21 protein-coding genes are annotated in these 26,173 nt (G+C 63.4%); 12 read left to right on the top strand and 9 right to left on the bottom strand.

From position 1 onward, the window contains the following. Nucleotides 1-138: 138 nt before the first annotated feature. Nucleotides 139-3,627, bottom strand: coding sequence for a chromosome segregation protein SMC (gene smc / locus V0R59_RS00740; RefSeq protein ID WP_330074163.1), 3,489 nt, complete (start codon nucleotides 3,625-3,627; stop codon nucleotides 139-141). 2 nt (nucleotides 3,628-3,629) lie between these two features. Then, nucleotides 3,630-4,289, bottom strand: a complete 660-nt coding sequence (locus tag V0R59_RS00735) for a GntR family transcriptional regulator (RefSeq protein ID WP_330074162.1) — start codon at nucleotides 4,287-4,289, stop codon at nucleotides 3,630-3,632. A gap of 380 nt (nucleotides 4,290-4,669) precedes the next feature. Between V0R59_RS00735 and xdhA the strand changes: the two genes are divergently transcribed. The 4 genes from xdhA to guaD all read left to right on the top strand — a co-directional run bounded on the left by xdhA (nucleotide 4,670) and on the right by guaD (nucleotide 10,816). Then, a complete protein-coding gene (xdhA, locus tag V0R59_RS00730) occupies nucleotides 4,670-6,121 on the top strand; it encodes a xanthine dehydrogenase small subunit (RefSeq protein WP_330074161.1) in 1,452 nt (483 codons plus the stop codon). Further along, the gene (gene xdhB, locus V0R59_RS00725) at nucleotides 6,114-8,513 is read left to right on the top strand and encodes a xanthine dehydrogenase molybdopterin binding subunit (protein WP_330074160.1); all 2,400 of its coding nucleotides are present in this window, start codon (nucleotides 6,114-6,116) and stop codon (nucleotides 8,511-8,513) included. The genes xdhA and xdhB overlap by 8 nt, the downstream gene beginning before the upstream one ends. 136 nt (nucleotides 8,514-8,649) lie before the next feature. After that, entirely contained in the window at nucleotides 8,650-9,495 is an 846-nt protein-coding gene (gene xdhC / locus V0R59_RS00720; protein WP_330074159.1) for a xanthine dehydrogenase accessory protein XdhC, read from the top strand. Nucleotides 9,496-9,511: 16 nt separating this feature from the next. After that, nucleotides 9,512-10,816: a guanine deaminase gene (gene guaD, locus V0R59_RS00715; protein ID WP_330074158.1), complete on the top strand. Its 1,305-nt coding sequence runs from the start codon at nucleotides 9,512-9,514 to the stop codon at nucleotides 10,814-10,816. Here the strand turns inward: guaD and aqpZ are convergent. Both aqpZ and V0R59_RS00705 read right to left on the bottom strand, forming a co-directional pair. After that, the gene (gene aqpZ / locus V0R59_RS00710) at nucleotides 10,813-11,529 is read right to left on the bottom strand and encodes an aquaporin Z (protein ID WP_330074157.1); all 717 of its coding nucleotides are present in this window, start codon (nucleotides 11,527-11,529) and stop codon (nucleotides 10,813-10,815) included. The two genes, guaD and aqpZ, sit on opposite strands and share 4 nt — an antisense overlap. A gap of 193 nt (nucleotides 11,530-11,722) precedes the next feature. Next, on the bottom strand, nucleotides 11,723-12,493 hold the full coding sequence (locus tag V0R59_RS00705; RefSeq protein ID WP_330074156.1) for a GntR family transcriptional regulator: 771 nt from the start codon (nucleotides 12,491-12,493) through the stop codon (nucleotides 11,723-11,725). A gap of 421 nt (nucleotides 12,494-12,914) precedes the next feature. Here V0R59_RS00705 and V0R59_RS00700 point away from each other — a divergent pair, with 421 nt between their 5' ends. Then, nucleotides 12,915-14,201, top strand: coding sequence for an NCS2 family permease (locus tag V0R59_RS00700; RefSeq protein ID WP_330074155.1), 1,287 nt, complete (start codon nucleotides 12,915-12,917; stop codon nucleotides 14,199-14,201). Nucleotides 14,202-14,243: 42 nt separating this feature from the next. Here the strand turns inward: V0R59_RS00700 and V0R59_RS00695 are convergent, their stop codons facing one another. The 3 genes from V0R59_RS00695 to uraH form a co-directional block, all read right to left on the bottom strand. Beyond that, nucleotides 14,244-15,146, bottom strand: a complete 903-nt coding sequence (locus tag V0R59_RS00695; protein ID WP_330074154.1) for a hypothetical protein — start codon at nucleotides 15,144-15,146, stop codon at nucleotides 14,244-14,246. 43 nt (nucleotides 15,147-15,189) lie between these two features. After that, entirely contained in the window at nucleotides 15,190-16,086 is an 897-nt protein-coding gene (locus tag V0R59_RS00690) for a hypothetical protein (RefSeq protein ID WP_330074153.1), read from the bottom strand. A gap of 190 nt (nucleotides 16,087-16,276) precedes the next feature. Then, the gene (gene uraH, locus V0R59_RS00685; RefSeq protein WP_009396156.1) at nucleotides 16,277-16,630 is read right to left on the bottom strand and encodes a hydroxyisourate hydrolase; all 354 of its coding nucleotides are present in this window, start codon (nucleotides 16,628-16,630) and stop codon (nucleotides 16,277-16,279) included. A gap of 389 nt (nucleotides 16,631-17,019) precedes the next feature. Here uraH and puuE point away from each other — a divergent pair, with 389 nt between their 5' ends. The 7 genes from puuE to V0R59_RS00650 all read left to right on the top strand — a co-directional run bounded on the left by puuE (nucleotide 17,020) and on the right by V0R59_RS00650 (nucleotide 23,984). Then, entirely contained in the window at nucleotides 17,020-17,949 is a 930-nt protein-coding gene (gene puuE, locus V0R59_RS00680) for an allantoinase PuuE (RefSeq protein ID WP_330074152.1), read from the top strand. After that, nucleotides 17,946-18,461, top strand: coding sequence for a 2-oxo-4-hydroxy-4-carboxy-5-ureidoimidazoline decarboxylase (uraD, locus tag V0R59_RS00675; RefSeq protein ID WP_330074151.1), 516 nt, complete (start codon nucleotides 17,946-17,948; stop codon nucleotides 18,459-18,461). The genes puuE and uraD overlap by 4 nt, the downstream gene beginning before the upstream one ends. 65 nt (nucleotides 18,462-18,526) lie before the next feature. Then, the gene (locus tag V0R59_RS00670; RefSeq protein ID WP_075802579.1) at nucleotides 18,527-19,030 is read left to right on the top strand and encodes an ureidoglycolate lyase; all 504 of its coding nucleotides are present in this window, start codon (nucleotides 18,527-18,529) and stop codon (nucleotides 19,028-19,030) included. A 50-nt stretch (nucleotides 19,031-19,080) separates the two neighbouring features. After that, entirely contained in the window at nucleotides 19,081-20,454 is a 1,374-nt protein-coding gene (locus V0R59_RS00665; protein ID WP_330074150.1) for a urate hydroxylase PuuD, read from the top strand. Between the two features lie 122 nt (nucleotides 20,455-20,576). After that, entirely contained in the window at nucleotides 20,577-21,932 is a 1,356-nt protein-coding gene (locus V0R59_RS00660) for a nucleobase:cation symporter-2 family protein (RefSeq protein WP_330074149.1), read from the top strand. Between the two features lie 137 nt (nucleotides 21,933-22,069). After that, complete coding sequence (locus tag V0R59_RS00655) at nucleotides 22,070-22,858, top strand: outer membrane protein OmpK (protein WP_330074148.1); 789 nt, start codon at nucleotides 22,070-22,072, stop codon at nucleotides 22,856-22,858. 355 nt (nucleotides 22,859-23,213) lie between these two features. Then, complete coding sequence (locus V0R59_RS00650) at nucleotides 23,214-23,984, top strand: outer membrane protein OmpK (RefSeq protein ID WP_330074147.1); 771 nt, start codon at nucleotides 23,214-23,216, stop codon at nucleotides 23,982-23,984. On the opposite strand, the gene V0R59_RS00645 is transcribed toward V0R59_RS00650, so the two are convergent. Continuing rightward, nucleotides 23,968-25,671 (bottom strand): phosphoethanolamine transferase, encoded by a 1,704-nt coding sequence (locus V0R59_RS00645; RefSeq protein WP_330074146.1) that lies wholly within the window; start codon nucleotides 25,669-25,671, stop codon nucleotides 23,968-23,970. The two genes, V0R59_RS00650 and V0R59_RS00645, sit on opposite strands and share 17 nt — an antisense overlap. A gap of 49 nt (nucleotides 25,672-25,720) precedes the next feature. Continuing rightward, nucleotides 25,721-26,017: a hypothetical protein gene (locus V0R59_RS00640; protein ID WP_330074145.1), complete on the bottom strand. Its 297-nt coding sequence runs from the start codon at nucleotides 26,015-26,017 to the stop codon at nucleotides 25,721-25,723. Nucleotides 26,018-26,173: the final 156 nt, after the last annotated feature.

Genomic DNA, 26,173 nt, shown 5'->3' with positions numbered 1-26,173 from the left:
GCGCCAACTCTATGTTCTGACTGACGTTTTACCCACGTACGAAAAATTGACATTAAGCTAGCACGACCAAAGATAACTTTACACCGTCTGTCACGACTGACAGGCCATTTGCTCGAAGATCGTGCGTTTTTTCCTGTTTCAGGCGTCGACCATGGCCATCGCCTCCTCCACATCCACCGCCACCAGCCGCGAGCAGCCTGGCTCGTGCATGGTCACCCCCATCAACTGATCGGCCATTTCCATGGCGATCTTGTTGTGGGTGATATAGATGAACTGAACCGTCTGACTCATCTCTTTCACCAGTCGCGCATATCGGCCGACGTTGGCGTCGTCCAGTGGCGCATCGACTTCGTCGAGCATGCAGAACGGCGCGGGATTCAACTTGAAGATGGCAAATACCAGGGCCAGTGCCGTCAGCGCTTTTTCACCGCCGGAGAGCAAATGAATGGTGCTGTTCTTCTTGCCCGGCGGGCGCGCCATGATCGTCACCCCTGTATCGAGTAGATCTTCGCCCGTCAGTTCCAAGTAAGCGCTGCCACCACCGAAAACTTTCGGGAAAAGTGCCTGTAATCCGGCATTTATCTGATCGAAGGTATCCTTGAAGCGGTTGCGGGTTTCCTTGTCGATCTTGCGGATGACGTTTTCCAGGGTGTCCAGGGCTTCCACCAGGTCGGCGTCCTGGGCATCGAGGTAGCGCTTGCGCTCGGACTGCTGCTGGTATTCCTCGATGGCCGCGAGGTTGATCGCGCCGAGGCGCTGGATGCGGGCGTCGAGGCGTTCCAGCTCGGCCTCCGCTTCCGTCTCGCTGGCTTGCTCGGTAAGGGTGGCGAGCACGCCGTCGAGGTCGTAGCCGTCGGCGTGCAACTGTTCGTGCAGGGTCTTGCGGCGCACGCTGAGGCCCTGCCATTCCAGGCGATGGCTTTCCAGCTGGCCGCGCAGCAGTTGCGATTGCTGCTCGGCCTGGCTGCGACGTTTCTCGGCGTCGCGCAGTTCGCGGTCGGCGTCTTCCATGTGCAGGCGCGCCTGACGCATTTCCTCGTCGACGCTCATGCGCTTTTCCAGCAGCTCTTCGAGCTTGAGGCGCAGTTCTTCCAGCGGGGCCTCGCCCTCCTCCAGGTTCAGCGTCAGTTGCTCGCGCTTCTCGGTCAGGCGCTCGGATTGCAGCTCCAGGCGCTCCAGGGCCTGGCGCGTGGAATCGTGCTGGGCGCGCAGCGAGCCGAGGCGCACGGCGAGCTGGTGGGCGTGGTCCTTGTGCTGGCGGGCTTCCTGGCGGACACGGTCGAGGTGCTCGCGCAGGCCGTCGCGCTTGGCCAGCAGCAGTTCGCGCTGCTCGGTGTCCTGGGCCATCAGTTCCAGGGCTTCCTGCAGGACCAGGCGCGACTCGCCCAGTTGTTCCTGCTCGACGGCGCGCTGTTCGGCAGCTTCGGTCAGTTCGTCTTCAAGGCGCTGGCGGCGCAGGCTGAGCTGTTCGGCGCGGGCCTTGCCGGCGGACAGTCTGGCCTTGAGCTCGCCCTGCTGGCGGGCTTCGTCCTGGGCACGGCGACGCAGTTGTTCGCGGCTGTCTTCCAGTTGCCGTTGCTGCTCGCGGGCATCGGCAAGCTGCTCGTCGAGCCGGGCCAGGCGGGCTTGCTGTTCTTCCTGCTCCAGGCCGAGGCGTTCCAGCTCCTGGCCGCGCGCCAGCACGCCGCCCTGGGCATCGCTGGCACGGCTGACCCGCAGGAAATGCCGGCCGACCCAGTAGCCGTCACGACTGACCAGGCTTTCGCCCTCGCCCAGCTGAGCGCGCTGGGCCAGGGCCTGGTCGAGGGTCTCCACCGGTCGCACCCGGCCCAGCCATGGCGCCAGGTCCACGGCACCCTCGACCTTGTCCAGCAGGCTGCCGGGCAGGCGCGGTGCGCCGGCGACGACATCCAGCAGGCGCAGTTCGCCCTGGTCGAAGCCGTCGAAGCCCAGGCCGTCGAAACCATCCACCAGCACCGCCTGCAGGTCGGCGCCAAGCACGGTTTCCACCGCCAGCTCCCAGCCCGCCTCGACCCGCAGGCCCTCGGCCAGGCGTGGGCGCTGTTCCAGGCCTTGCTCGCGCAGCCATTCGGCAGCTCCGCTACCGGGCTCCAGCGCAGCCTGTTGCAGGGCCTCCAGCGAGGCCAGGCGGCCGCCCAGGCGTTGCAACTCGCCCTGGGCCTGCTGCTGCGCCTGGGTCGCCTGCTGCAGTTGCTCGCGCAGCGTGTCGAGACGCTCCGCAGCCTGTTGTTCTTCCAGGTGCAGGTCTTCCAGCACCATCTCGCTGCCGGCCACCTGTTCGGCCAGTTCGAGGATCGCCGCGTCTTCCGGATCGGCGCTGAGCTGGTCGCGTTCCTCGCCGAGCTTGCGCTGGCGCTCGGCCAGGCGCTCCAGGCTGTGCTCCAGCTGCTGGATCCGCGACTGCTGCACCTCGGCCTGGCGCCGTGGCTCGGCGGAGCGCGCGTTGAAGCTGTCCCACTGCTCCTGCCAGCCATGCATGGTGGTCTCGGCGTCTTCCAGGGTCGCCGCGGCTTCCTCGGACGAGGCCAGGGTCATTTCCTGTTCCGGTTCGAGCATTTCCAGCTCTTCGGACAGGGTCGCCAGCAAGGTGCGGTCGTGACCCAGGTGGGATTCGGTTTCCTGGCGCGAGCGCTCGGCTTCCTTGAGATCGTCCTGCAACTGGCGCAAGCGCTGCTGGCCGTGCTGGATGCTCTGCTCGATACGGGCGATATCGCCGCCCACCGAATAGAAGCGGCCCTGCACCTGGTTGAAGCGCTCGGACAGTTCGTGATGGCCGTCGCGCAGGCGCTCGATGCTGGCGTCGGCGTTGCGCTGGTCGGCCACCAGCGCCTCGAAGGACACTTCCTGGTCGCCGATCACGCTCTCGCGCTGACGCACCTGCTCATCCAGGGCACGCCAGCGCAGGGCCGACAGCTGCGCCTTGAGCTGGCGTTCCTCGGCCTTGTATTCCTTGTATTTCTCCGCCGCCTGGGCCTGGCGGTGCAGACGTTCGAGCTGGCGTTCCAGCTCTTCGCGCAGGTCGGTCAGGCGCTCGAGGTTTTCCTGGGTGCGGCGGATGCGGTTCTCGGTCTCGCGGCGGCGCTCCTTGTACTTGGAGATGCCCGCGGCTTCCTCGATGAAGTTGCGCAGCTCCTCGGGCTTGGCTTCGATCAGCTTGGAGATCATGCCCTGCTCGATGATCGAGTAGCTGCGCGGGCCCAGGCCGGTGCCGAGGAAGATATCGGTGATATCGCGGCGCCGGCACTTGGTGCCGTTGAGGTAGTAGGTGTTCTGTGCGTCGCGGGTGACCTTGCGCCGGATGGATATCTCGGCGTAGGCGGCGTATTCGCCCACCAGGGTGTTGTCGCTGTTGTCGAACACCAGCTCGATGCTCGCCTGGCTCACCGGCTTGCGGCTGGTGGAGCCGTTGAAGATGACGTCGGTCATCGACTCGCCGCGCAGGTTCTTCGCCGAGCTTTCGCCCATCACCCAGCGCACCGCGTCGATGATGTTGGATTTGCCGCAGCCGTTGGGCCCGACCACGGCGGCCATGTTGCTGGGGAAATTGACGGTGGTCGGGTCGACGAACGACTTGAAGCCCGCCAGGCGGATGCACTTGAGGCGCATGGTCAGTCAGTCACCAGCGCGGCCAGCACCAGCTCGCAACTGCGCGTGCAGTACTCGCCGAGCACCTCGCGGATCTGCGCCAGGTCGCGGGCGATCACCGCCTGCAGCAGGCGGGCGAACAGTTGCAGGAAATCTTCCATCTGCGCCTTGCGCCGCTCCAGGGCCAGGTAGTGGGCGCGGCTCATCGCCGGTTGCAGGTTTTCCACGGTTTCCTGCAGGTAGGGGTTGTCGGCGAACGGATAGGCGGCGCGCATCACCGCGAAGCTTTCCTCGACGAAGGTCTTGATGTCCTGGCGCTCGCAGGCGGCCTGCAGGCGCTGCTGGATGGCGAGGAACGGGGCCAGGTCGGCCGCAGTCTTGTGGCCGGTGGCCACCGAGTTGCCGAGCAGGATGTACAGCTCGCCCATCAGGGCGCAGAGGCTGCGCAGGTTGTGCTCGTTGAGCTCGGTCACATGGGCACCACGGCGCGGCAGGATGGTCACCAGGTGACGCCGTTCGAGGATCAGCAGGGCCTCGCGCACCGAGCCGCGGCTGACATTCAGCGCCTGGGTGACCTTCTGTTCCTGGATACGCTCGGCAGGCTTGAGGACCCCACCGATGATCTGCTCGGCCAGGTGATGGGCAATTTGCTCGGAGAGGCTGTCCGGCGCCTTGAACGTCATGGTTTTCCTTCGAAATCGATTAACGGCTAAAAACGCGGAAGTGTACCGCAAATGCCCTGCTGCCAGCATGAAAGGCGCCGTCGACTAATGCGACCGGGTTGTGTCTGGGCGACTTTTCGTACTGGCACGGCTTCCCGCCGCGTACGCCCCACTCCCCGCGAAGGTTTCGCTCAAGGCTAGTCGAATCCTGGGCATGTTGCTTGCAGAGATTCGGTCAGTATTCGAGGCGTTCTCCTACACTTAAAGACAGCGCTTCGGAGCTGACTGCGGAAATTTTCCTGACCTTTGGGTCAGAAAATCATTGACCGGAAAGTCAAGGCTTAATACATTCCGCCTCAGTCCGCTCAACAACAATAATTTCGCTCTTGTGAGGCCCTTCCGTGATCCAGTTTCTCTTGAACCAGGAATTGCGCAGTGAGCATGCCCTGGACCCCAACATGACGGTGCTTGAGTATCTGCGCGAGCATCTGGGAAAAACCGGTACCAAGGAGGGCTGCGCCAGTGGTGACTGTGGCGCCTGCTCCGTGGTGGTCGCCGAACTGACCGAGGAAGACGGCAAGGACAGCCTGCGCTATCGCAGCCTGAACTCCTGCCTGACCTTCGTTTCCTCCCTGCACGGCAAGCAGCTGATCAGCGTCGAAGGCCTGAAGCACCAGGGCAAGCTGCACAGCGTGCAGCAGGCACTGGCTGATTGCCATGGCTCGCAGTGCGGCTTCTGCACCCCGGGCTTCGTCATGTCGCTGTTTGCCCTGCAAAAGAACAGCGATGCACCGGATCTGCACAAGGCCCAGGAAGCCCTGGCCGGCAACCTGTGCCGCTGCACCGGCTACCGGCCGATCCTCGCCGCCGCCGACCAGGCCTGCTGCCAGGCCAAGCCCGACCAGTTCGACGCCGCCCAGGCGCAGACCATCCAGCGCCTGAAGGCCATCGCCCCGAGCGAAACCGGTGAGCTCAACAGCGGCGACAAGCGCTGCCTGGTGCCGCTGACCGTGGCCGACCTGGCCGACCTCTACGGCTCGCACCCGGAAGCCCGCCTGCTCGCCGGCGGCACCGACCTGGCCCTGGAAGTGACCCAGTTCCACCGCACCCTGCCGGTGATGATCTACGTGGGCAACGTCGCCGAGCTCAAGCGTATCGAGCACTTCGACGACCGCATCGAGATCGGCGCCGCCACCCCGCTGACCGACTGCTACGACGCCCTCAGCGCCGAGTACCCGGACTTCGGCGAGCTGCTGCACCGCTTCGCCTCGCTGCAGATCCGCAACCAGGGCACCCTCGGCGGCAACATCGGCAACGCTTCGCCGATCGGCGACTCGCCGCCCCTGCTGATCGCCCTCGGCGCGCAGATCGTGCTGCGCAAGGGCAACGACACCCGCACCCTGAAGCTGGAAGACTATTTCATCGACTACCGCGTCACCGCGCGCCAGGAGAGCGAGTTCATCGAGCGCATCATCGTGCCGAAGGCCCGTGAGCACTGGGCGTTCCGCGCCTACAAGGTGTCCAAGCGCCTGGACGACGATATTTCCGCAGTGTGCGCGGCGTTCAACCTGCGCATCGAGAACGGTGTGATCGAACAGGCCCGCGTCGCCTTCGGCGGCATGGCGGCAATCCCCAAGCGCGCCCATGCCTGCGAAGCCGCGCTGCTCGACAAGCCGTTCAACCAGGCCACCCTGGAAAAGGCCTGCCAGGCTCTGGCCCAGGACTTCACCCCGCTCTCGGACTTCCGCGCAAGCAAGGAATACCGCCTGCTGGGCGCGCAGAACCTGCTGCGCAAGTACTTCGTCGAACTGCAAACACCGCACATCGAGACCCGAGTGACCGCTTATGTCTAACCATCATCACGTCGCCAAGAGCCAGGCGGAACTGGCCGAGCTGTTCAGCCAGGACCTGACCACCGGGGTCGGTCGCAGCGTCAAGCACGACAGCGCCGACAAGCAGGTGTCCGGTGAGGCGGTGTACATCGACGACCGCCTGGAATTCCCCAACCAGCTGCACGTCTACGCGCGCACTGCCGACCGCGCCCATGCGCGCATCCTCAAGGTCGATACCAGCCCGTGCTACGCCTTCGAGGGCGTGCGCATCGCCATCACCCACGAGGACATTCCCGGCCTGAAGGACATCGGCCCGGTGGTCGCCGGCGACCCGCTGCTGGCCATCGACAAGGTGGAGTTCTTCGGCCAGCCGGTGGTGGCCGTGGCCGCCCGCGACCTGGACACCGCGCGCCGTGCGGCGATGGCGGCGATCATCGAGTACGAAGACCTGGAGCCGGTGCTCGATGTGGTCGAAGCCTTCCGCAAGAAGCATTTCGTGCTGGACAGCCACACCCACCAGCGCGGCGACTCGGTCAGCGCCCTGGCCAGCGCCCCGCACCGCCTGCAAGGCACCTTGCATATCGGCGGCCAGGAACACTTCTACCTGGAGACCCAGGTGTCCTCGGTGATGCCCACCGAAGACGGCGGCATGATCGTCTACTGCTCCACGCAGAACCCCACCGAAGTACAGAAGCTGGTGGCCGAAGTGCTCGACGTGCCGATGAACAAGATCGTCCTCGACATGCGTCGCATGGGCGGCGGCTTCGGCGGCAAGGAAACCCAGGCGGCCAGCCCGGCCTGCCTGTGCGCGGTGATCGCGCGCCTCACCGGGCAGCCGACCAAGATGCGCCTGCCACGGGTCGAGGACATGACCATGACCGGCAAGCGTCACCCGTTCTATGTCGAGTACGACGTCGGCTTCGACGACAACGGCCGCCTGCACGGGATCAATTTCGACCTGGCCGGCAACTGCGGTTATTCGCCTGACCTGTCCGGCTCCATCGTCGACCGCGCCATGTTCCACTCCGACAACGCCTACTACCTGGGCGATGCCACCGTGCATGGCCACCGCTGCAAGACCAACACCGCGTCGAACACCGCCTATCGCGGCTTCGGCGGCCCGCAGGGCATGGTCGCCATCGAGGAAGTGATGGACCGCATCGCCCGCCACCTGGCGCTCGATCCGCTGGCGGTGCGCAAGGCCAACTACTACGGCAAGACCGACCGCAACGTCACCCACTACTACCAGACCGTCGAGCACAACATGCTCGAAGAGATGACCGCCGAGCTGGAGGCCAGTGCCGACTACGCCGAGCGCCGCGAGTCGATCCGTCGCTTCAACGCCAACAGCCCGATCCTGAAGAAAGGCCTGTCGCTGACCCCGGTGAAGTTCGGCATCTCGTTCACCGCCACCTTCCTCAACCAGGCCGGTGCGCTGATCCATATCTACACCGACGGCAGCATCCACCTGAACCACGGCGGCACCGAGATGGGCCAGGGCCTGAACACCAAGGTGGCACAGGTGGTGGCGCAGGTGTTCCAGGTGGACATCGACCGCATCCAGATCACCGCGACCAACACCGACAAGGTGCCCAACACCTCGCCGACGGCGGCGTCCAGCGGCGCCGACCTGAACGGCAAGGCGGCGCAGAACGCGGCCGAGATCATCAAGAAGCGCCTGGTGGAGTTCGCCGCGCGGCACTACAAGGTCACCGAGGAAGACGTCGAGTTCCGCAACAACCATGTGCGCATCCGCGAAGAGATCATCACCTTCGAATCGCTGATCCAGCAGGCGTATTTCGCCCAGGTATCGCTGTCGAGCACCGGCTTCTACCGCACGCCGAAGATCTTCTACGACCGCAACCAGGCCCGTGGCCGGCCGTTCTACTACTTCGCCTTCGGCGCGGCGTGCTGCGAGGTGATCGTCGACACCCTGACCGGCGAGTACAAGATGCTGCGCACCGACATCCTGCATGACGTGGGCGCCTCGCTGAACCCGGCCATCGACATCGGCCAGGTCGAGGGCGGCTTCGTCCAGGGCATGGGCTGGCTGACCACCGAGGAACTGGTGTGGAACGCCAAGGGCAAGCTGATGACCAACGGCCCGGCCAGCTACAAGATCCCGGCGGTGGCGGACATGCCGATCGACCTGCGGGTGAAACTGGTGGAAAACCGCAAGAACCCGGAAGACACGGTGTTCCATTCCAAGGCCGTGGGTGAGCCGCCGTTCATGCTGGGGATCGCCGCGTGGTGCGCGATCAAGGATGCGGTGGCGAGCCTGGCGGATTATCGCGAGCAGCCGGACATCGATGCCCCGGCGACGCCGGAGCGGGTGTTGTGGGGTTGCGAGCAGATGAGGAAGGTGGTGGCAGCGCGGCAGGCCTCGGTCGAGGTTGAGGCTGTGACCGAATAAGGGACTCATCGAGTTAGCAGGGACCTTGTAGGAGCGGGTTCACCCGCGATAGCGGTGGTGGATTCACCGACCCGATCGCGGGTAAACCCGCTCCTACAGGGGGACTGTGCCAACCTCCATACCGAGGACATCAATCATGCACCAATGGATCAACGCCCTCGCCGACCTGCAAGCCCAGGGCGAACCCTGCGTCCTGGTGACCATCATCGAGGAGCGCGGCTCGACCCCGCGCAATGCCGGTTCGAAGATGGTGGTCAGCGCCTTTCAGCTGTTCGACACCATCGGCGGCGGCCACCTGGAATACAAGGCCATGCACATCGCCCGGCAGATGCTCGCCGAGGGCCGCGAGTCGCCGCACCTGGAGCGCTTCAGCCTCGGCGCCAGCCTCGGCCAGTGCTGCGGCGGCGCCACCGTGCTGCTGTTCGAACCCATGGGCGCGGTGCAGGCGCAGATCGCCGTGTTCGGCGCGGGCCATGTCGGCCGCGCTCTGGTACCCTTGCTCGCCGCCCTGCCCTGCCGGGTGCGCTGGATCGATTCCCGCGAGCAGGAATTCCCCGAGACCCTGCCCGCCGGCGTCAGCAAGATCATCGCCGACGAGCCGGTGGACGAGGTCGACGAACTGCCGCCAGGCAGCTACTGCATCGTCATGACCCACAACCACCAGCTCGACCTCGAACTCACCGCCGCCATCCTCAAGCGCAACGACTTCACCTGGTTCGGCCTGATCGGCTCGAAGACCAAGCGTGCCAAGTTCGAACATCGCCTGCGCGACCGCGGCTTCGACGCCGAGCGCATGCAGCGCATGCGTTGCCCCATGGGCCTGGCCGAGGTGAAAGGCAAGCTGCCGATCGAGATCGCCGTGTCCATCGCCGCCGAGATCATCGCCACCTACAACGCCAGCTTCGGCCAGCACAACCCGGCCGTGAACGCTGAACCCATCGCCCAGTTGCTGCCGCCCTCCCGGCGCAGCCACGCCATTTGAATTTGACGAGACCCTCATGAGCGCAACCCGCAAAGCCTACCGCTCCGCCATCTTGCACAGCATCGCCGACCCCGCCGACGTGGGTGTGGAAAACTCCTTCGAGTATTTCGAGGACGGCCTGCTGGTAGTGGACAACGGCCAGATCAGCCGCGTCGGCCACGCCAGCGACCTGCTGCCGACCCTGCCCGCCGACATCGAGGTGGTGCACTACCAGGACAAGCTGATCACCCCGGGCTTCATCGACACCCATATCCACTTCCCGCAGACCGGCATGATCGGCTCCTACGGCGAGCAACTGCTGGACTGGCTGAACACCTACACCTTCCCTTGCGAGAAGCAGTTTGCCGACAAGGCCCATGCCGACAAGGTGGCGAAGATCTTCGTCGAGGAACTGCTGCGCAACGGCACCACCACCGCGCTGGTCTTCGGCAGCGTGCACCCAGAGTCGGTGAATGCCTTCTTCGAGGAAGCCGAGCGCCTGGACCTGCGGATGATCGCCGGCAAGGTGATGATGGACCGCAACGCCCCGGACTACCTGACCGACACCGCCGAATCCGGCTACGCCGAGAGCAAGGCGCTGATCGAGCGCTGGCACGGCAAGGGCCGCCTGCACTACGCGGTGACCCCGCGCTTCGCCCCCACCAGCACCCCGGAACAGCTGCAACTGGCCGGGCAACTGCTGGGCGAGTACGACGGCCTGTACATGCACACCCACCTGAGCGAGAACCTCAAGGAGATCGAGTGGGTGAAATCGCTGTTCCCCGAGCAGAACGGCTACCTCGACGTGTACGACCACTTCAGGCTCCTGGGCGAGCGCTCGGTGTTCGCCCATGGCGTGCACCTGTGCGACGCCGAATGCCAGCGCCTGGCGGAGACCGGCTCGGCCGTGGCGTTCTGCCCGACCTCGAACCTGTTCCTCGGCAGCGGGCTGTTCAACCTGCCCCAGGCCGAGCAGTTCAAGGTCAAGGTCGGCCTGGGCACCGACGTCGGTGCCGGCACCAGCTTCTCGCTGCTGAACACGCTGAACGAGGCGTACAAGGTGATGCAGCTGCAGGGCGCGCGCCTGCATCCGTTCAAGTCGCTGTACCTGGCCACCCTCGGCGGTGCGCGGGCGCTGAGCCTGGATGACAAGATCGGCAGCCTGAAGGCCGGCAACGATGCGGACTTCGTGGTGCTGGACTACAAGGCCACGCCGCTGCTGGACTACCGCCTGCAGCAGTCCAACAGCATCGAGGAGACGCTGTTCGTGCTGACCACCCTGGGTGACGATCGCACCATCAGCCAGACCTTCGCCGCCGGCAACTGCGTACACCAACGCTAAGGCTTGGCAGCGAACACCCCGCGATACAGCGCGCCGCCGATCACCGCCCCGATCAGCGGCGCTACCCAGAACAGCCACAATTGCTGGATCGCCCAGCCGCCCACCAGCAAGGCCGGGCCGGTGCTGCGCGCGGGGTTGACCGAGGTGTTGGTCACCGGGATCGAGATCAGGTGGATCAGGGTCAGGGCAAGGCCGATGGCGATAGGCGCGAAACCGGCCGGCGCCCGCGGGTCGGTGGCGCCCATGATGATCAGGACGAACATCGCCGTCATCACCACTTCGCTGGTGAATCCCGCCGCCATCGAATAACCCTGGGGCGAATGCTCGCCATAGCCGTTGGAGGCCAGCCCCGAGGACAGCTCGAACCCGGCCTTGCCACTGGCGATGGAATAGATCACCGCCGCCGCGACGATGGCGCCGATCACCTGGGCGACGATATAGGGCAACAGCTCCCGCGCCGGAAAGCGCCCGCCCACGGCGAGCCCGACGGACACCGCGGGATTGAGATGACAACCGGAGATATGACCGATGGCGAAGGCCATGGTCAGGACCGTCAGGCCGAAGGCGATGGACACGCCCACCAGGCCAATACCCACCAGGTTGGTGCCGGTCGGAAACGACGCCGCCAGCACCGCGCTGCCACAACCACCCAACACCAGCCAGAATGTCCCTATCAGTTCTGCCGCCATGCGTTTACCCAAGGGGGTCGACATCTGTCAGTCCTCAAGAAAGTGGTACGCCGAAAGCGCAAGCCCAACTGCCTTGATGAAGGTTTGCGGACATGTAGCAGGAATCAATCTAGCAGAGCGGCAAACGCCCGCCAGCCGGGGTTACAAACGAAGCGGGGCCGTTGCGCCAGCACCATGATGGTGGCAGCGCAACGGCCCCGCTTGCGGCATTGGAGGGTCAGTTCTTGGCCGAGACCGCGCCGCCGCGTTTCTTGCTCTGCAGCAGGTGCGAGAACACCGCGTGCAGGTCGTCCGAGGCACTTTCCTCGTCGAGGTTGAGCTTGCTGTCGATATGGTCCATGTGGTGCATCATCAGGTCCACCGCCTTGGCCGCGTCGCGGGCCTCGATGGCGTCGATCAGCTGCATGTGCTCGTCGTAGGAGCAGTGCGAGCGGTTGCCGCTTTCGTACTGGGCGATGATCAGTGAGGTCTGCGACACCAGGCTGCGCTGGAAGCTGATCAGCGGCGCATTGCCAGCGGCTTCGGCAAGCTTGAGGTGGAACTCGCCGGAAAGGCGGATACCGGCGCCGCGATCACCACGGGAGAAGCTGTCGCGCTCTTCGCGGACCATCTCGCGCAGTTCGTTGAGCTGCTCGGCGGTAGCGTGCTGCACGGCCAGCTCGGTGATCGCCCGCTCCACCATGCGCCGCGAGAAGAACACCTGGCGCGCTTCCTCGACGGTGGGGCTGGCCACCACCGCGCCGCGGTTGGGCCGCAGCAGCACCACGCTTTCATGGGCCAGGCGCGACAGCGCGCGGCGGATGATGGTGCGGCTGACGCCGAAGATCTCGCCCAGCGCTTCCTCACTCAACTTGGTACCCGGCGCCAATCGTTGTTCGAGAATGGCCTCGAAGATATGCGCGTAGACGATGTCATCCTGGGTGCCGCTGCGGCCACCGGTCTTGCCGGCCCGCGGGGCTTTCTTGAGGGGTTGTAGCTGTTCGTTCATGGGCACTCGCGCACGAAGATTCACCTATCGGACCTCGACTGTAATACCAGCCAGTGGGGCGATGGCAAGTCCTGGGTAGAAAAATAACGGCTGAAGGTATTGCCGCATTGTACACAGCAAACGGCATTTCTGCAGGCAGGCGTATTCGATATAGCGTCTTCGACCGCTAATTTGCGCACATCTAATAAAACAGTATTTGCATTCTTTGTATACAAACGCATAATCCACGAGCAGCAACCTGACCCAAAAGTCAACTTACGGTCCGGATGCCTTGCCAACCCCTTCCCTCGCAGAGCCCCGAGTGACTAGCGCAGGACCAGCTCTGAAAAAACAAGAAAGACTTGAGGAGTAACTCGCTGTGGAAAGCCGCAAATCCGAAGCACCTACGCTGGATCTCGCGCCACCGCTCGAAACGAGCTGGATGGAACGGATTTTCAAACTCAAGCAACACGGCACCACCATCAAGACCGAGATGATCGCCGGCCTGACGACCTTCATCACCATGGCCTACATCATCTTCGTCAACCCCAACATCATGGCCGATGCCGGCATCGATCACGGGGCGGCCTTCGTCGCCACCTGCATCGCCGCCGCCCTCGGCTGCCTGTTGATGGGGTTGTACGCCAACTGGCCGGTCGGGCTCGCGCCTGGCATGGGCCTCAACGCCTTCTTCACCTATACCGTGGTGGGAACCATGGGCTACACCTGGGAAGCCGCGCTGGGTGCGGTGTTCGTGTCCGGGGTGCTGTTCATGTTCCTTACCCTGTCCCGCGTGCGCGAATGGCTGCTCAACAGCATCCCGGTCAGCCTTCGCCATGCCATGGGCGCCGGCGTCGGATTGTTTCTCGGACTGATCGGCCTGAAAACCGCGGGTATCGTCGTCGACAGCCCGGCCACCCTGATCAAGCTGGGTCACCTGAACACCGCGGGCCCGCTGCTGGCGGCGCTGTGCTTCCTGATGATCGCGGTGCTCAGCTACCACCGGGTGTTCGGCGCGATCCTCATCAGCATCATCACCGTGACCCTGGCCGGTTGGGGCCTGGGCCTGGTGGAGTACGGCGGAGTGTTCTCGCTGCCGCCGAGCCTGGCGCCGACCTGGATGGCCATGGATGTCGCCGGGGTGTTCAACGTAAGCATGATCGCGGTGGTCCTGGCCTTCCTCTTCGTGCACATGTTCGACACCGCCGGCACCCTGATGGGCGTGGCCCAGCGGGCCAACCTGGTGAATGCCGACGGGCGCATCGAGAACCTGTCGCGGGCGTTGAAGGCCGACAGTGCGTCGAGCGTGTTCGGTGCGGTGGTGGGCGTGCCGCCGGTGACCAGCTATGTGGAGAGTGCCGCAGGCGTGGCCGCCGGTGGGCGTACCGGCCTGACGGCGGTGGTGGTGGGCCTGCTGTTCGTCGCGGCGATGTTCTTCGCCCCGCTGGCGGGGATGATTCCAGCCTATGCCACGGCGGGTGCGCTGATCTACGTGGCGATGCTGATGATGGGCAGCATGGCCCATATCGAGTGGGATGACGCCACCGACAGCATTCCGGCGATCGTCACGGTGATCATGATGCCGCTGACCTTCTCGGTGGCGGACGGGATTGCCCTGGGCTTCATCAGCTTCGTGGTCCTGAAGGCCTTCACCGGCAAGCACAAGGAAATTTCCGCGAGCCTGTGGGTGCTGTGCGCGATCTTCATCGCCAAGTTCATCTTCCTCTGACCACCCCTCGCCCCTTGTCGCCAGGCAAGGGGCGCCTCGCCTCTACTGAAACCTCGCCTGATCGCTCGGCAGATACTCGAACACCGCGTCGCTATATCCGCGCACCGGCAAGGTGATCCTGATGATCGGCAGCATGATGCCGGACTTGTCGAAGTAGTTGCGCTGATCGATCTGCGCCCCTTCCAGTCCATCCGGTTTGTTGTAGTAAAACGCCTCGATAGGCCATTGCTCGGACTTCACGTCGGCGGCAGGGTTGTCCGCCAGCAATTCATTCTGATCGTTCGAACCCGAGTAAGGCACTTCCCGAGTCAACTGCAGCATTTGCCTGAAGGCATAGGCCGAGTGATTGCTTGACGTATGCAGCAAACTGAAACCGCACTGGCGCTGTTGCAACGGACCGCTCGCCGGTGCGCTCAGGTACTTGTTGCGATACTGCGCGGCGCTGAATACCTGCTCCTCGAAGCAAGGCCCGGAGGCGTCATGGTGCTCATGCTGACCACACCCCTTGGCTCCCCGATGCCCCGTGGCACCGCTGATGGGAAAGGCACACAGGAAATTCAGCTGGAATTTGTAACCGGGTGCCAGCTGCCCGGGATAGGCGATGTAGCCCTTGCTGCCGATGGTCATGGGCAAGGATGCCGTGCGGATCAGATAGGAAAAGGTCATGCCGCGCCCGGCCGCTACCGTGGCCGGATTCGGCTCCCAGGTGTTGTAGGCGGTCGAGGTGCTGGTGCCGCGCAACAGCACACCGGCGCAGTGATGCAGCGCCAGCCATTCAGCGCCGCAATTTTCCCGTTCATCGCTGTAACGCCGGGTCAGTTCGGCGACCGTTGCCGCACCCAGTTCGGCCAGTGATGACGAATAGTTGTACCCCGCAGCGTTGGACGACGGGACACTCGATAGCAGCAGCAAAAGCGTCCAGGCAACATCCCCGCGACCGATCATGAACACCTCCAGCAACAGGCAGCGCACGCGCCGATAAGCAACCTCAGGGTTGGGCGAATGTCACCTGGTCGTCCTCGATATAGTCGAAAGCCGCATCGCGCCCATCACGCACGGGCAAGGTGATCCTGATGATCGGCACCATGATCCCGGACTTGTCGAAGAAATTCCGCTGGTCGATCTGCGCACCAGGCAAACCTGCGGCTGCCGTGTAGAAAATGGCTTCAATGGGCCATTGCGCGGCGCTGGTACCTTCCGGCGGGTTATCGACCATCACTTCGTTCTGGCCATTCACTTGCAGCCGGGGCAGCAGATTGGTCACCCGCAGCATCTGCTCGAAGGCATCCGCCACGGGTTGCCCCGCGCCCTCCCGCAGGTTGAACGCACATTGCCCCTGTTGAGGGTAGGCAAGGTCGGGCGAGCGTAGGTAATGCCCGAGGAAGCGCTCCGCAGTGGTGATTCCTTGCCCATCGCAGGGCTCCGATCCTGCGTGCAGAAGATGTTTCCCGCAGCCCTTGCCGTCACGCTTGTCGGTTGCGCCATCCACCGGGAATCCACATAGAACATTCAGTGCAATCCGCCCCGCAGGCACATGGCTACCGGGATAGATGACAACTCCCTTGGCATGCTTGTAGAGCATCTCGATCGGCCCCAGCACGCTCAGGTAGGAGAAACTCATGCCCCGCCCGGCCGCTACCGTCGCCGGGTTCGGCTCCCAGGTATTGAACTCGGTGGAACTGCTCGTGGTTCGCAGCAGGATGCCGGCACACAGGTGGGCCGCTTGCGATCGCGTTCCGCAATCGGTACGGCGGTCGTGATAACGCTGGTCGAGTCGTTTCGCCACCTCGACGCCCAGCGTCGCCCGGGGCAACGGGTAATCCTGGTAAGCGGCATGGCACCCACCCCAGAGCGCAGACAGGACAAGCCCCAGGAACAGGTTCATCGAGGCAGTCATGGCGACCCCCGCTTGGCTTCGCAGATGGCCCGATGATAGGAGGATGGAATCGCCAATGTAACTGACAGAAATAATAGGTACTGGCGGGCGTCCGCCGGGCCTTGCAAAAAACCGGGGCGAAAAAAAGCCCGCCAGTGTGAGCGGGCCAAAGATCTACGAAGATTCTTCTAGCGACCAACTAGCTTCCGCGATAGGTCGAGTAACTGTAAGGCGAGATCAGCAGCGGAACATGGTAGTGATCCTGCTTGTCGTTGATGCCGAAACGCAGCACCACGACGTCGAGGAACGCCGGCTCCGGCAGTTGCACGCCACGGGCGCGGTAGTAGTCGCCGGCGCTGAACTGCAGCTGGTAGACGCCACTGCGGTAGTCGTCGCCCTGCAGCAGCGGCGCGTCGACGCGGCCATCGCTGTTGGTCAGGGCAGTGGTCACCAGTTCCAGCTGCTGGCCTTCGACCCGGTACAGCTCGACCTTGATCGAACTGCCAGGGCAGCCATGCGCGGCATCCAGTACATGCGTGGTCAAACGTCCCATTGCTTGCTCGCCTCTTGTTCACTCTATGGGCAAAAAATACCCGCCTGCACCAGAGAGAAACACGGCAGCGGGCGGCTGTGGAAGCATTAAGACACTTTCACGAAAAATTGTACACAATTTTTCTTGCGATTTTCCGATTCAGCGCTAGCCGCCCCTGGAAATACGCCATTAGTCGCAAAGCCAGAGCCCATATAGACGTCATCGTCATTAGCTGACCAATCAGGCAGGTTTCTTGCACACCCTCCTATAGACGAAGGGTGAAAGAAAAGGGAAAAAACAGGCTTACAAATCGTAAATAAAGTTGTATACAATCAACCCATCGTCGTGGCCCCACGCAATCTCGCGCACGCCACCACCCTCCGTTTTGACGAACAAGAAGGAAGACTGCAGTGAGCGCTGACTACCCTCGCGACCTGATCGGTTACGGCAACACCCCTCCCCATCCGCACTGGCCGGGGAATGCCCGCGTCGCTTTGTCGTTCGTGCTCAACTACGAAGAGGGTGGCGAGCGCAACATCCTCCACGGTGACAAGGAATCCGAAGCCTTCCTCTCCGAGATGGTCGCCGCCCAGCCGCTGCAGGGCGCGCGCAACATGAGCATGGAATCGCTCTACGAATACGGCAGCCGCGCCGGCGTCTGGCGCCTGCTCAAGCTGTTCAAGGACACTGGCGTGCCGCTGACCATCTTCGCCGTGGCCATGGCCGCCCAGCGCCATCCGGACGTGATCCGCGCCATGGTCGAGGCCGGCCACGAGATCTGCAGCCACGGCTACCGCTGGATCGACTACCAGTACATGGACGAGGCGCAGGAACGCGAGCACATGCTCGAAGCCATCCGCATCCTCACCGAACTCACCGGTGAACGCCCGCTGGGCTGGTACACCGGCCGCACCGGCCCGAACACCCGGCGCCTGGTGATGGAGGAAGGCGGCTTCCTCTACGACAGCGACACCTACGACGACGACCTGCCCTACTGGGAGCCGAACAACCCGACCGGCAAGCCGCACCTGGTAATCCCCTACACCCTCGACACCAACGACATGCGCTTCACCCAGGTCCAGGGCTTCAACTGCGGCGAGCAGTTCTTCCAGTACCTGAAGGACGCCTTCGACGTGCTCTACGAGGAAGGCGCCGAGGCACCGAAGATGCTCTCCATCGGCCTGCACTGCCGCCTGGTCGGCCGTCCGGCACGCCTGGCCGCGCTCAAGCGCTTCGTCGACTACGCCAAGAGCCACGACCAGGTCTGGTTCGCCCGTCGCGTCGACATCGCCCGCCACTGGCACGCCACCCACCCTTTCCAAGCCGAGACCGCGAAATGACCGCCTTCAAGACCCTGACCCCTTCGACCCTGGACCGCGCCGCGTTCGTCGAGGCCTTCGCCGACATCTACGAGCACTCGCCGTGGGTCGCCGAGAAAGCCTACGACCTGGGTCAACTGGCGGAAGTGGATCAGATCGAGAACCTGCACCAGCGCATGAGCGACATCCTCCTCAGCGCCGATCACGCCGCCCAGCTGGCGCTGATCAACGCTCACCCGGACCTCGCCGGCAAGGCCGCGATCCAGGGCGAGCTGACCGAGTCGAGCACCAACGAGCAGGCCGGCGCCGGCATCCACCAGTGCACCGCCGAAGAGTTCGCCCGCTTCACCGAACTCAACGATGCCTACAAGGCCAGATTCAAGTTCCCGTTCATCATGGCGGTGAAGGGCAGCAACCGGCACCAGATCCTCGCCTCCTTCGAAACCCGCATCCATAACGATGCCGAGACCGAGTTCAAGGAAGCCCTGGCGCAGATCAACCTGATCGCCCTGTTCCGCCTGCTGCAACTGTAAGACCCGCGCCGGCACGGCCGGCGCCCCATAGCCTGACAACAACACAGAATTCAGAGAATAAAAGCATGCGTACTCTTGTGATCGAGCCCCTGACCAAAGAAGCCTTCGCCCCGTTCGGTGACGTGATCGAAACCGATGGCAGCGACCACTTCATGATCAACAACGGCTCGACCATGCGCTTCCACAAGCTGGCGACGGTCGAGACCGCGCAGCCGGAAGACAAGGCGATCATCAGCATCTTCCGCGCCGACGCGCTGGACATGCCGCTGACCGTACGCATGCTGGAACGCCATCCGCTGGGCAGCCAGGCTTTCATCCCGCTGCTCGGCAACCCCTTTCTGATCGTGGTCGCGCCAGTTGGCGATGCACCTGTATCAGGTCACGTCCGTGCCTTCATGAGCAATGGCAGGCAGGGCGTCAATTACCATCGCGGCGTCTGGCACCACCCGGTGCTGACGATCGAAAAGCGGGATGACTTCCTGGTGGTTGATCGCAGTGGTTCCGGCAACAACTGCGACGAGCATTTCTTTACCGAGGATGAGCAACTGATCCTCAATCCCCACCAATAAGAGAAGGCTGGCCACCGTTCCTGGCGGTGACCGGCAAGAGGTACAAGACTGTGGAAGCACATCTGTTGGAATGGCTGAACCTGAGCGTGCGCTGGGTTCACATGATCACTGGCGTGGCCTGGATCGGCGCGTCGTTCTACTTCGTCTGGCTGGAGAACAACCTCAACCGTGCCAATCCGCGCGATGGATTGTCGGGTGATCTCTGGGCGATCCACGGTGGCGGTATCTACCACCTGGAGAAGTACAAGCTGGCACCGCCGAAGATGCCGGACAACCTGCACTGGTTCAAATGGGAAGCCTACTTCACCTGGATGTCGGGCATCGCCCTGCTGTGCCTGGTGTTCTACTGGCAGCCAACCCTGTACCTGCTGAAGCCGGGCAGCACCCTGACCGGTTTCGAAGGCGTGACCATCGGTGTCGGCTCGCTGATCGCCGCCTGGTTCATCTACGACTTCCTCTGCGACTCGCCACTGGGCAAGCAACCTGCCCTGCTCGGCCTGGTCCTGTTCGTCCTGATCATCGCGGCCTGCTTCGGCTTCAGCCAGGTGTTCAGCGGTCGTGGCGCGTACCTGCACACCGGCGCGATCATCGGCACCATCATGGTCGGCAACGTGTTCCGCATCATCATGCCGGCCCAGCGCCAGCTGGTGGCCGCGATCGAAGCCAACACCACCCCTGATCCGGTCCTGCCGGCCAAGGGCCTGCTGCGCTCGCGCCACAACAACTACTTCACCCTGCCGGTGCTGTTCATCATGATCAGCAACCACTTCCCGAGCACCTACGGCAGCGAATACAACTGGGCGATCCTGGCCGGTATCGCGGTAGCTGCGGTTCTTATCCGCCACTACTTCAACACCCGCCACGACAGCAACAAGTTCGCCTGGGCCCTGCCCGTCGGCGCCCTGGCGATGATCTGCCTGGCCTACGTCACCGGTCCAAAGCCGCTGCCAACCGCTCCTGAGCAGGCTGCCGCGAAGATCGAATACCAGCCGCTGCCGGAAACCGCACTGGGTGGCAAGACTGCCGCCGAGAAGGCCGAGGAAGAAAAAGCCGCTGCCTGGCAAGCCGCCCAGGCCAAGCCTGCCGAACCTGCCGCTCCAGCTGCCCCGGCTGCACCTGCCGAGTCGCCGGCCCAGGCAACCGCCGCAGCCCAGGCCGCCGGTGGTGGTTTCGACAAGATCCACAGCGTCATCCAGGAACGTTGCACCGTGTGCCACTCGGCCAAGCCGACCAGCCCGCTGTTCAGCACCGCACCTGCCGGCATCATGTTCGACACCCCGCAACAGATCCAGGCCCTGGCTCCGCGTATCCAGGCGCAAGCCGTCGCCAGCCAGATCATGCCGCTCGGCAACATCACCCAGATGACCACCGAGGAACGCAAACTGGTCGGTGACTGGATCGCCAAGGGCGCCCCGGTCAACTGATCCGCGACACCGCTACATCGCTGCAAGCTTCACGCGCATCCCGGGCGGGAACCACGGGCTTTTCGAAGTCCGCCGCCAGGGATCGCGGCTCAAAAAAATAACAACAAAACTCGAGGTGCTGCATGTCCGAGTCTCGCCAGGCGTACATCCCCGATGCGCCGCCACGACAGCCCCTGCCCCTGGTGCAACTGATCCTCGTCGGTCTGCAACATGTGCTGCTGATGTACGGAGGCGCCATTGCGGTGCCGCTGATCATCGGTCAGGCTGCCGGACTCTCCCGAGAAGAAGTCGCTTTCCTGATCAATGCCGATCTGCTGGTCGCTGGTGTCGCCACCATGGTCCAGTCGTTCGGCATTGGTGCTGTCGGTATCCGCATGCCCGTGATGATGGGCGCCAGCTTCGCCGCCGTCGGCAGCATGGTGGCCATGGCCGGCATGCCGGGCGTCGGCCTGCAGGGCATCTTCGGTGCCACCATCGCCGCCGGTTTCTTCGGCATGCTGATCGCACCGTTCATGTCCAAGGTGGTGCGATTCTTCCCGCCGCTGGTGACCGGCACGGTCATCACCTCGATCGGCCTGTCGCTGTTCCCGGTGGCGGTCAACTGGGCCGGTGGCGGTGCCACGGCCGAGACCTTCGGTTCGCCGATCTACCTGATGGTCGCTGCCCTGGTGCTGCTGACCATCCTCCTGGTCAACCGCTTCATGCGCGGTTTCTGGGTCAATGTATCGGTGCTGATCGGCATGGGCCTGGGCTACATCCTCGCCGGCTCCATCGGCATGGTCGACCTGTCCGGCCTCGACCAGGCGCCCTGGCTGCAAGTGGTCACCCCGCTGCACTTCGGCATGCCGACCTTCAGCCTCGCGCCGATCCTTTCCATGTGCCTGGTGGTGGTGATCATCTTCGTCGAATCCACCGGCATGTTCCTCGCCCTGGGCAAGGTGACCGACCGTGACGTCACCCCGGGCATGCTCCGTCGCGGCCTGATGTGCGACGCCGGTGCGTCCTTCGTCGCCGGCTTCTTCAACACCTTCACCCACTCCTCGTTCGCCCAGAACATCGGCCTGGTGCAGATGACCGGCGTCCGCTGCCGCTACGTCACCGTGGTCGCCGGCGCCTTCCTGATCCTGCTCAGCCTGCTGCCCAAGGCGGCCTTCCTGATTGCCTCGATCCCGCCGGCGGTACTCGGCGGCGCCTCGATCGCCATGTTCGGGATGGTCACCGCCACCGGCATCAAGATCCTCCAGGAAGCCGACATCGCCGACCGCCGCAACCAGCTGCTGGTGGCCGTCAGCGTGGGCATGGGCCTGATCCCGGTGGTGCGTCCGGAGTTCTTCTCGCAGATGCCCCAGTGGATGGAACCCATCACCCATAGCGGCATCGCCATGGCCACGGTCAGCGCCCTGGTGCTGAACCTGCTGTTCAACATTCTTGGCGGGGCCGAACGCGCCGCGCACAACGAAGCCAGCCACTCGCATTGAGCCTTGGGCGGCGCCCTTGCCGCCCGGTTCCACCCCGAGCAACACGCAGGACCGTCGACCCGTGGGAGCGGGTCGTCCGGGGCGCTTCGCGCCAAAAAAAGCGCAACGAACAATAACAATTAGCCGGGAATCACAACATGAAACGCACTACCACTTCCCTTCTCCTGGGCAGCAGCTTGCTGGCGGCACTTCCAGCGATGGCGGGGGACCTGATCCAGTGGCACGGCGAAAGCCTTTCCTACCTGTACGGCAAGGACTTCAAGGTCAATCCGTCGATCCAGCAGACGATTACCTTCGAACACGCCAACAAGTGGAAATACGGCGACACCTTCCTGTTCATCGACAAGATCTTCTACAACGGCCAGGCCGACCGCGGCAAAGGCTACCGGACCTACTACGGCGAGTTCACCGAGCGCTTCTCGTTCGGCAAGATCCTCGACCGCAAGGTCGGCTTCGGTCCGATCAAGGACGTGCTCCTGGCCGTCAGCTACGAGTCCGGCGAGGGCGACAACGAGGCCTACCTGATCGGCCCCGGCTTCGACCTGGACATTCCCGGCTTCAACTACTTCACCCTGAACTTCTACAACCGCCATACCGAAGGCAGCCGTCCGGGTGACAACGTCTGGCAGATCACCCCGACGTTCTCCTACACCATTCCCGTGGGCAAGTCCGACATCCTCATCGACGGCTACATGGACTGGGTAGTTGATAACGACCAGACCAAGAAGCGCGGCACCTACCACGCCAACCTGCAGTTCAACCCACAGGTCAAGTACGACCTGGGCAAGGCCCTGAACCTGGGCGCCAAGCAACTCTACGTGGGTATCGAGTACAGCTACTGGAAGGACAAGTACGGTATCGAGAACAGCGGTCGTCTCGATACCAACCAGAACGTGACCAGTGCGTTGGTGAAGGTCCATTTCTAAAACCTGACCATCTGCACAGTTTTAGGATTGAGTGCTCCAGGACGGAGCACTTGAGGGCAGGCGCGCAAGCCAGTAATCTGCGCGCCCCCTCGATCGGGGCGGAAGGATTCCGCCCGCGTTTGCTGACCGCTCAGTCAATGAATCCGGGCGTTTGGCAGGCGTAAAGCCAGTACGAAATAGCCGTTTCATCTGTTCAGCAAGAAGTCGAGCAGGAGTGCTGCATCCAGCCGGGAAGGTTGGCCCAGCTCTTGCCATGTTGCTGTGGCCAATCGAAAAAACCTGACTAGAAAGACAACAACTCAACCTGACGACGCCATCCCAAGAGCGTCGCACACAGAACCAAGGGAGCAACGCGATGAGCTTTACCAAGAGCCTGATTCTCGCCAGCGGTCTGCTGGCTGCCAGTGGCGCCATGGCCGGTGACCTGCTGCAGTGGCAGAACAACAGCCTGACCTACCTGTGGGGCAAGAATTTCGCCGTCAATCCAGAGATCCAGCAGACCGTCACCTTCGAGCACGCCGATGCCTGGAAGTACGGCGACAACTTCCTGTTCGTCGACAAGATCTTCTACAACGGCCAGAAGGACTTCAACAACGGCCCGAACACCTACTACGGCGAGTTCAGCCCGCGTCTGTCGTTCGGCAAGATCTTCGACCAGAAGCTGGAATTCGGCCCGGTCAAGGACGTGCTGCTGGCCATGACCTACGAGTTCGGCGAGGGTGATACCGAGTCCTACCTGATCGGTCCTGGCTTCGACCTGGCCATCCCGGGCTTCGACTACTTCCAGCTGAACTTCTACCAGCGCCACACCGAAGGTCCGCGCGACGGCGACAACGTATGGCAGATCACCCCGGTCTGGGCCTACACCATTCCCGTGGGCTCGTCCGACATCCTCATCGACGGTTTCATGGACTGGGTAGTCGACAACGACAAGAGCTACCACGCCAACCTGCACTTCAACCCGCAGGTCAAGTACGACCTGGGCAAGGCGCTGAACTTCGGCGAGAAGCAGCTCTACGTCGGTTTCGAATACGACTACTGGAGCGACAAGTACGGGATCAAGGACACCAAGGCCTTCGATACCAACCAGAACACCGCCAGCTTCCTGGTCAAGGTGCACTTCTAAGGCTGTCGTCTGCCGCCGTCGGCTCGTCGACGGCGGCGATCCGTCCAGGCCCTGCACAGGGCCTGAACAGGTCGAGTTCCGCTCGATACACCGTGGTCCTGACTCCCATCAGGCCCAGCATCGAATGGAACAGGTTGTCGTGGGACAGCGTCGATTCCCGCTGTTCCCGCAGACAACCGCTGCTGACCCCGCTGCGCTGGGCAAAGGCTGGCGATAGCCAGACCAGCATCGGCACCCGGGTCTGTTCGTCCGGCGCCACGGCGTAGGGCAGTCCATGCAGGTACACCCCCTTCTCTCCCAGCGACTCACCGTGGTCCGACACGTACAGCATCGCCGTATCGGCGTGTCCCGCCTGTTCCTCCAGCAGATCGACCAGCCGCCCCAGCACGTGATCGGTGTAGAGGATGGTGTTGTCGTAGGCGTTGACGATGCTGGCGTTGTCGCACTTGTCCAGTTGCGCGGTTTCGCAGGCCGGGGTGAAACGGCGGAACGCCTGCGGGTAGCGCTTGTAGTAGGCCGGGCCGTGGCTGCCGAGCATGTGCAGGACGATCAGCGTGTCGTCCCGCGATTGCCCGATGCGCTCGGCCAGCCCGTGCAGCAGAGCTTCGTCGAAGCAGCCGTCGGCCGTGCACAGCGCGTCGATCCGCTGCGCCTCGACATCTTCGCTGGGCACCCGGTCGCAGACGCCCTTGCAACCCGAGTTGTTGTCCCGCCACAGCACCGAAACCCCGGCGCGCTGGACCACATCCAACAGGTTCTCGCGACCGCGGGCATGGAAACTCCGATATTCGCGCCGCCCCAGGTCCTGGAACATGCAGGGCACGGAAATCGCCGTGGCAGTGCCGCACGCGCTGACCTCGGTGAAGCTCACCACGTCCCGCGCCGCCAGCGCCGGGTTGGTCTGCCGCGCGTAACCATTGAGGGAAAAGCTGGAAGCCCGGGCGGTCTCCCCCACTACCAGCACCACCACCTTGTGCCGTCCCGAGTGGCCGGCATCGGCCAGCCGCGCCGCATCCAGGCCCACCGGTTCGAGCACCGCCGGCTGGCGCAACTGGCGCTTGGCGTAGCTGTGCACCGCTCCGACCAGGTTCGACGGCACCAGCATCAGGCGCAGCTCGCGGTGGTTGCGCAGCAGCGATGCGTAGGACTGGTAGGACAAGGCCAGGATCAGGGCGATCAGCAGCAGCGCTCCGACCAGACTACCGAGCCTTGTCAGCAAGGCCCGTCCCCGGCTCTGCCGCACCAGCGTGACGCGGCTGACCACGATGGCCGGCAGCACACCCACCAGCAGTACCCAGAACAGCAGGCCCGGGCCCAACAGGTCGAAGGCTTCGCGGCGGTCGGTCTGCAGCGCGTTCAGCAGCATCGAGTAGTCGATCATGATGCCGAAGTTGCTCATGAAATAACTGACCGACGCCGAGACCAACAACAGCGCGATCAGGACGATCTTCGTCAGCCCGCCCCACGCCAGCAGGGAAAGGACGATGAAGTTCAACAACAGGACAAGAACGGGAAGGCTCAGCAGGAACAGCGGCCGGTCATTGTCGAAGCCACCCACGGCCTCCCATAACCGGCGCCAGAACGGACCGTTCATGACCACGCTCAACCACACGGCAACGGCGAATACCAACGCCGTACTTTGCAACGGCCATTTCCCTGGCGCGCGCACGGACGAATCAACACTCATGCGTGTCTCCTGACACTTTTGTCTATCCCTGAAAAGGCGTTTCCGCGCTTCAGCGCGGGCGCAGGATCCTCCATATGCCCCAGGCTGGAATGCCGACGCCGAGCAGCATCAACAGCACCAGCAACAGACCGTCGCGGTCGAGGAACACCAGCACGTCCAGCAACAACAGGCCGCCGCTCACCAGCACGCCGAGCACAGGCACGGCCCAGCGCCCGATGCGGATGCGTTGCCGGACAAGGTGCTTCGAATTGAATGCAAGCAGCAGGCACAGGCCGAACCAGGCCAGGGCGACCAGCAGATAGACGGCCAGATGGAAGATATCGAAATGCAGATTCAAGCCAGGCATGGAGCGACGTCCTTGAACGACAACAGAAGTGGAAATCAATCTCGATTCCTAGCGGACTTCCCTGCCCGATTGCAACGACAGACGCTAGATGATCTTTTCATTTTTTCCACATGACATTTACATTTCTTTCTCGTTCGCTTCGTTAATTTTCCCGGC

Source organism: Pseudomonas ulcerans, from assembly GCF_036324125.1.
Lineage (GTDB): Bacteria > Pseudomonadota > Gammaproteobacteria > Pseudomonadales > Pseudomonadaceae > Aquipseudomonas > Aquipseudomonas ulcerans.
Note: the sequence above shows the minus strand (reverse complement) of the source record. Positions and strands in the feature narration are given on the sequence as shown.

Bases quoted from the DNA above. Each gene is read 5' to 3' on its own strand.
- smc (WP_330074163.1), bottom strand. From the start codon at position 3,627: ATGCGCCTCAAGTGCATCCGCCTGGCGGGCTTCAAGTCGTTCGTCGAC.
- V0R59_RS00735 (WP_330074162.1), bottom strand. From the start codon at position 4,289: ATGACGTTCAAGGCGCCGGACAGCCTCTCCGAGCAAATTGCCCATCAC.
- xdhB (WP_330074160.1), top strand. From the start codon at position 6,114: ATGTCTAACCATCATCACGTCGCCAAGAGCCAGGCGGAACTGGCCGAG.
- xdhC (WP_330074159.1), top strand. From the start codon at position 8,650: ATGCACCAATGGATCAACGCCCTCGCCGACCTGCAAGCCCAGGGCGAA.
- guaD (WP_330074158.1), top strand. From the start codon at position 9,512: ATGAGCGCAACCCGCAAAGCCTACCGCTCCGCCATCTTGCACAGCATC.
- aqpZ (WP_330074157.1), bottom strand. From the start codon at position 11,529: ATGTCGACCCCCTTGGGTAAACGCATGGCGGCAGAACTGATAGGGACA.
- V0R59_RS00705 (WP_330074156.1), bottom strand. From the start codon at position 12,493: ATGAACGAACAGCTACAACCCCTCAAGAAAGCCCCGCGGGCCGGCAAG.
- V0R59_RS00700 (WP_330074155.1), top strand. From the start codon at position 12,915: ATGGAACGGATTTTCAAACTCAAGCAACACGGCACCACCATCAAGACC.
- V0R59_RS00695 (WP_330074154.1), bottom strand. From the start codon at position 15,146: ATGATCGGTCGCGGGGATGTTGCCTGGACGCTTTTGCTGCTGCTATCG.
- V0R59_RS00690 (WP_330074153.1), bottom strand. From the start codon at position 16,086: ATGAACCTGTTCCTGGGGCTTGTCCTGTCTGCGCTCTGGGGTGGGTGC.
- uraH (WP_009396156.1), bottom strand. From the start codon at position 16,630: ATGGGACGTTTGACCACGCATGTACTGGATGCCGCGCATGGCTGCCCT.
- uraD (WP_330074151.1), top strand. From the start codon at position 17,946: ATGACCGCCTTCAAGACCCTGACCCCTTCGACCCTGGACCGCGCCGCG.
- V0R59_RS00670 (WP_075802579.1), top strand. From the start codon at position 18,527: ATGCGTACTCTTGTGATCGAGCCCCTGACCAAAGAAGCCTTCGCCCCG.
- V0R59_RS00660 (WP_330074149.1), top strand. From the start codon at position 20,577: ATGTCCGAGTCTCGCCAGGCGTACATCCCCGATGCGCCGCCACGACAG.
- V0R59_RS00655 (WP_330074148.1), top strand. From the start codon at position 22,070: ATGAAACGCACTACCACTTCCCTTCTCCTGGGCAGCAGCTTGCTGGCG.
- V0R59_RS00650 (WP_330074147.1), top strand. From the start codon at position 23,214: ATGAGCTTTACCAAGAGCCTGATTCTCGCCAGCGGTCTGCTGGCTGCC.
- V0R59_RS00645 (WP_330074146.1), bottom strand. From the start codon at position 25,671: ATGAGTGTTGATTCGTCCGTGCGCGCGCCAGGGAAATGGCCGTTGCAA.
- V0R59_RS00640 (WP_330074145.1), bottom strand. From the start codon at position 26,017: ATGCCTGGCTTGAATCTGCATTTCGATATCTTCCATCTGGCCGTCTAT.